This window comes from Christiangramia marina, from assembly GCF_048285865.1.
Taxonomy (GTDB): domain Bacteria; phylum Bacteroidota; class Bacteroidia; order Flavobacteriales; family Flavobacteriaceae; genus Christiangramia; species Christiangramia marina.
This window is the reverse complement of record NZ_JBLVTK010000002.1, coordinates 46,956-51,697: the sequence shown is the minus strand read 5'-3', so window position 1 is coordinate 51,697 and position 4,742 is coordinate 46,956. Positions and strand designations below refer to the sequence as shown.

The window sequence follows — 4,742 nt, the reverse complement described above, 5'->3', positions numbered from 1 at the left end:
TAGAAAATAAATGAATGTTTATACTTAGATTGTTTGGTTTACTAAGTGGAAAAGAGGTGCCTGTATTTGGCACCTCTTTTTGTATAAAAGCCTAAGATTTTTGAAGAATAGGCATGATACAGGAATTTACTGAATTTAGTATTTAGAGACTATAAATTACAATAGTAAAAACGAACTCTATAAAAATCATGGCTCGCAGAGTTCAATTAATCTATTTTAGATCATTTTATATTCTTACTTGAAAATTAAGTGCAAAAAATATTCCTGAAAATAATTAGACTAACTGCCATTAAATTCAAAGCAAATAATCTGATAGAGTTTTTACGCTAAATTTGCCGCTACTGAACATATTATGAAAAGAGCTTTAGTAAGATATAGAAAAAGTGCATTTGGAAGGTATATTGCTCGCAATCAAAAGTACGCACCCATTCTTTTTTTTATGGGTGGTTTTATCTTTGATACCTTGACCTTGGGGCGAATAGATCGTGTTTATGATACGTTGGTACTTTGCTCGCATTTGACCTTGGTTACTATCACTCTTTATTTATATAATGTAGTGAATGAGGAAAAGTGGGAAGGTACATTGATCAGGCGTTATTCCGAATACTTTCCGCTAGCTATACAGTTTTTCTTTGGTGCACTTTCAAGTGCATTTGTTATCTATTTTTTCAGAAGTGTTTCCCTGTCAAAAACTATGTTTTTTTTCATATTGCTGGTTTTGCTCTTATTTGCAAACGAATTTCTCAAAAAGAAAATCTCTAATAAATACCTTCAGTTTAGTGTATATTTTTTTATAAGTTTTATCTTTTTTGCCTTCATGATTCCCACGCTGATCAGGGAGATGAATACCTTTATTTTTATCATTTCGGGACTTGTAAGTCTGGGGTGTACGCTGGCACTCATCATGTTTATTTACGGTTCAAGCTCGGGCACCAGAGCTGAGATAAGTCTGAAAAAACTGATCGGTCTTATCCTTTCTATTTATATCACAATTAATGTTTTTTACTATTTTAATCTTATTCCACCAGTGCCGCTGGCTATGGATACCGGGTTGGTGGCACATGATGTGCGAAAAATAGATAATGAATACATCATCACTTACGAGAAGAATCCATGGTATATATTCTGGCGTAAACATCACACGACATTTCATCGTGCGACGGGTCAAAGAGTTTATGTGTTTACTTCGGTTTTTGCACCTACAGATTTAAAAAAGCCCATTTTTCATAGGTGGCAACATTATGATCCTGAAACCGAAACATGGCAGGTCACTGATGACCTTGGCTTTGAAGTTGCCGGTGGGCGTGATGGTGGATTCCGAGGATATACCTATAAAAGCAACCTTAGAGAAGGTAAATGGAAAGTTGATGTGATTACAGAAGAGGAACTTGTACTAGGTGTTGTGGATTTTGTCATTACAAATACTTCTGAACTTCCTAAAAGCGGAATGGTAAAGAAAATATTTTGAAAACCGTTCCTTGAAAATGACGTTTTCGTACTTATAAATAATAGCTAATTTAAACTTTCATTTCATTTATTATAGCTGAAGAAATTATCCTTTAAATATCTATTCGCCCTTGCTATTGCCGGGAAATATTGCGAAGTACAAAAAAGAACAAGAAATTAAAACAAAAAATAGCAATAAAAAACTCCCCATTTTTATTTGTGTTATTTGTTGGTGAAATCACCTGAATTTAAATTTTCATTAGCACGAACAATTCCAATTCAAAAATAGAAGAAGTTTAAAATATAATTTTCAAGAACTTTGATTAAAAATTCTATTCTTTACCGTCTCATAATAAGTGTCACTTACGCTGATGATAAATTCAGATAGCATTAGATCTCTGCCTTTCATTCCGGTTACTTTTTTGGAATTTATGATATTTGATCGGTGCACCCTGAGAAAGTAATCTGGCAGCACAGATATTAATTTGGTCAAAGATTGATGAGCCATTATTTTTTTATTATTCTCCAGATAATAATGAACATATTCGCTGTCACTTTCAATATGAATAATATCCTTAAATAGGATTTTATACAAATCATAACCGGATTTGACAACCATACTTTCTAGAACTTCAGACTTATTGGTGGGATATTTTTCAACGGCATCTACAAACCTTTTAAAAGTAATGGGTTTAAGCAAATAATCCAGGGCACTAAGCTCAAAGCCCTTCAGCGCATACTCAGAATAAGCGGTAGTGAAAATTATTTGAATTCCTGATTTTTGAATGAGTTCAGCAAAATCGGTTCCTTTCAACTCTGGCATTTGAATGTCGAGAAATATTAGATCAACGGAGTTCGATTTAATAAACGACAATGCTGCCAATGGATTTTCAAATGTTTTCAGGCAGTTTAAATCTTCTAGTTTTTTGGCATAGGTTTCCAGTAATTTTCTTGCCAGTTCTTCATCATCAATGATGATACAATTCAGTGATCTCATAGAAGGGATAGTTTTAAAGAAACCTTGAATATGGTAGTTTTTGAAATATTTAATTTATGTTTTTCAGGATATAGCAACTTTAGTCGCTTTTCGACATTTTGAAGCCCAATACCTCCCTGAGAATCTACCGACGCAGGCTTGTAAGACAGACTATTTTCAACTACAAATTCTAAATCAAATTTATTTTGTGTAAGTAAAATATGAACAAAATTATCATCGCCTTTTTCGATCCCACTGTGTTTAAAGGCGTTTTCAATATATGGAACAAATAACATAGGTGCCACCAAAATCATATCATCTTCTATATTTTTAGAAAACGAGATATCAAAATATTTACTGCTTTTCAATTTGAAGGATTCTATATAATTGGCGATATATTCCAATTCCTTTTTTAAAGGAACTTTCGGCTGTTCGCAATCATATATAACATATCTCAACATTTCAGAAAGGTTGCCAATACTTTCCTGGGTTTTTTCAGAATTGATTACAGAGAGTGCATAGATATTATTCAGAGCATTGAATAAAAAATGTGGATTGATCTGCATTTTCAGGAACCTTAACTCACTTTCCTTTAATTCGGCTTTAATCAAAGCTGCGCTTTTCTCATTTTGTTGAGCGTAAACAAATGTTTCAAGCAGTATAGCGGTTACGCTGGAGATCGTCATTATTAAGAGATGAATAAGAAACCGTGGAGGAACGTTTATGGGAGGTCTATCCGGACTGCCAAACTTAGGTCGGCCGCTAGGAGGTGTTGGCCCAAACTGTGATGCGATAAAGGCAGTCAGGATGATTGCCGGAATTGTAATTGCAAAAAATAATATATACTTCTTTTTAATTAGTAAAAGGGGTGCCGTGTAATAGATTAATGCAAAAAGCAATAATTGCTGAAGAATGATAGCAGCCCCGTTATCTGCAAGAAATCCTGAATTTGTATTCCCAACGACCCAGAGTAGGCTCCATACTACAAGCCACAAAAGCACCTGGTATAAGTATCTTTTTAATAAATGCATACTACAAATTAAGGCAATAATATTTCAGCAAAGTATTGAAATTAGGTGTTCTGGGTCACTGTATATTACTATTTACTGTATAATATCAGGAACTCACTGAAAAGTTCCAGCCATTCATTGAATATTGAATTTCTGCTTGTTCTTATTCCACAACTTTGTATTGATAATAATGATTATTAATATAAAAATTTTTAAAGATGAAAGTTAAAAAAGGAATTCTAGCATTTTTATTTATCGTTGGCTCAGTAATCTTTTCAACTACTCAGGCGCAGCAAGGAAAAGAAAGAAAAGAGCGTCCAACCTTCGCTGAATTATTGGAAAAAATGGATACCAATGAGGATGGAAAACTAGCCAAAAAGGAAGTTAAAGGACCGCTAAAGAAGGTTTTTGACAAGGTCGATACCAATGATGATCGTTTCATTTCTGAAGAAGAATTTAAAAAGGCTCCAAAACCAGACGGAAAAAAACAGAGGAACTAGAAGTGTTTAAGGTTTGTTTGAATTAGCCAAAAGCTTCGTAAGTAATACGAAGCTTTTCAAACAGATCGGACCATTAACAACAATCAGAATTCAAAAATGATTTTCAGAAGCATAAGAAAGAAATTAGTGATTTCAGGAAAGATTAGAAATTACTTGGTTTATGCACTGGGAGAAATTCTATTAATAGTTTTTGGAATTCTAATAGCCTGGAAAATCAACGATCAAAATGAAATTAGAAAGAATCAAATCGTTCAGGAGAAAATCTATGAAAGTCTGTACGAAGAATTGAACACTAATTTAAATGTATTAGATAGTGCCTTGGTTAGGTATCGCAATAATACTCTTTCGTTGGAAAAATCACTAAAATTAGTCGGTCTACAGAACCATCAACTAAGTGTTGAATCAAAGGAACTTATAATTCAGCTAAAATTCAGGAATTCGAATTTGAGGAGTGAAGCATTAAGTTCGATTAATAACACCAATAAATTTCAGTTTATAGAAAATGAGTCGCTAACTGAATTGATTGCCCAATATCCCTCGCATTTAAAATCATTCGAAGAACAGGAAATTAAGATTAGGAATATTGTAGATAACCGGTTAAAACCGGTATTGGAGAAGCACATTTCATTAGTAGATATGTTACCAGATGATATTAGATATAAGGAAATAAAAAACCATGGTAAAAGCTCAGATTACTATAGTTTACTCAACAGTATGGATTATCAGAACAGTGTAATTGACCAATTACTGCAAACAAAAATACAGACTGATATAATTAAAGCTTTACGGGCAAAAACAGCCTTATTGGCC

5 protein-coding genes are annotated in these 4,742 nt (G+C 33.3%); 3 read left to right on the top strand and 2 right to left on the bottom strand.

All coding sequences use genetic code 11. The features are described 5' to 3' along the window. Positions 1-352: 352 nt before the first annotated feature. Entirely contained in the window at positions 353-1,468 is a 1,116-nt protein-coding gene (locus ACNKXS_RS06720; RefSeq protein ID WP_417920194.1) for a DUF2914 domain-containing protein, read from the top strand. 288 nt (positions 1,469-1,756) lie between these two features. Here ACNKXS_RS06720 and ACNKXS_RS06715 read toward each other — a convergent pair whose 3' ends face one another. Together ACNKXS_RS06715 and ACNKXS_RS06710 are read right to left on the bottom strand one after the other, a co-directional pair. Then, a complete protein-coding gene (locus ACNKXS_RS06715; RefSeq protein WP_417920193.1) occupies positions 1,757-2,443 on the bottom strand; it encodes a LytR/AlgR family response regulator transcription factor in 687 nt (228 codons plus the stop codon). Beyond that, positions 2,440-3,453 (bottom strand): sensor histidine kinase, encoded by a 1,014-nt coding sequence (locus tag ACNKXS_RS06710; RefSeq protein ID WP_417920192.1) that lies wholly within the window; start codon positions 3,451-3,453, stop codon positions 2,440-2,442. The genes ACNKXS_RS06715 and ACNKXS_RS06710 overlap by 4 nt, the downstream gene beginning before the upstream one ends. A gap of 197 nt (positions 3,454-3,650) precedes the next feature. Here ACNKXS_RS06710 and ACNKXS_RS06705 point away from each other — a divergent pair, with 197 nt between their 5' ends. Both ACNKXS_RS06705 and ACNKXS_RS06700 read left to right on the top strand, forming a co-directional pair. Then, complete coding sequence (locus ACNKXS_RS06705) at positions 3,651-3,932, top strand: EF-hand domain-containing protein (protein ID WP_417920191.1); 282 nt, start codon at positions 3,651-3,653, stop codon at positions 3,930-3,932. A gap of 96 nt (positions 3,933-4,028) precedes the next feature. After that, on the top strand, positions 4,029-4,742 hold a 714-nt coding region (locus tag ACNKXS_RS06700), incomplete at its 3' end, for a hypothetical protein (protein ID WP_417920190.1).

Coding starts and splice junctions, on each gene's coding strand:
- ACNKXS_RS06720 (WP_417920194.1), top strand. CDS start 353: ATGAAAAGAGCTTTAGTAAGATATAGAAAAAGTGCATTTGGAAGGTAT.
- ACNKXS_RS06715 (WP_417920193.1), bottom strand. CDS start 2,443: ATGAGATCACTGAATTGTATCATCATTGATGATGAAGAACTGGCAAGA.
- ACNKXS_RS06710 (WP_417920192.1), bottom strand. CDS start 3,453: ATGCATTTATTAAAAAGATACTTATACCAGGTGCTTTTGTGGCTTGTA.
- ACNKXS_RS06705 (WP_417920191.1), top strand. CDS start 3,651: ATGAAAGTTAAAAAAGGAATTCTAGCATTTTTATTTATCGTTGGCTCA.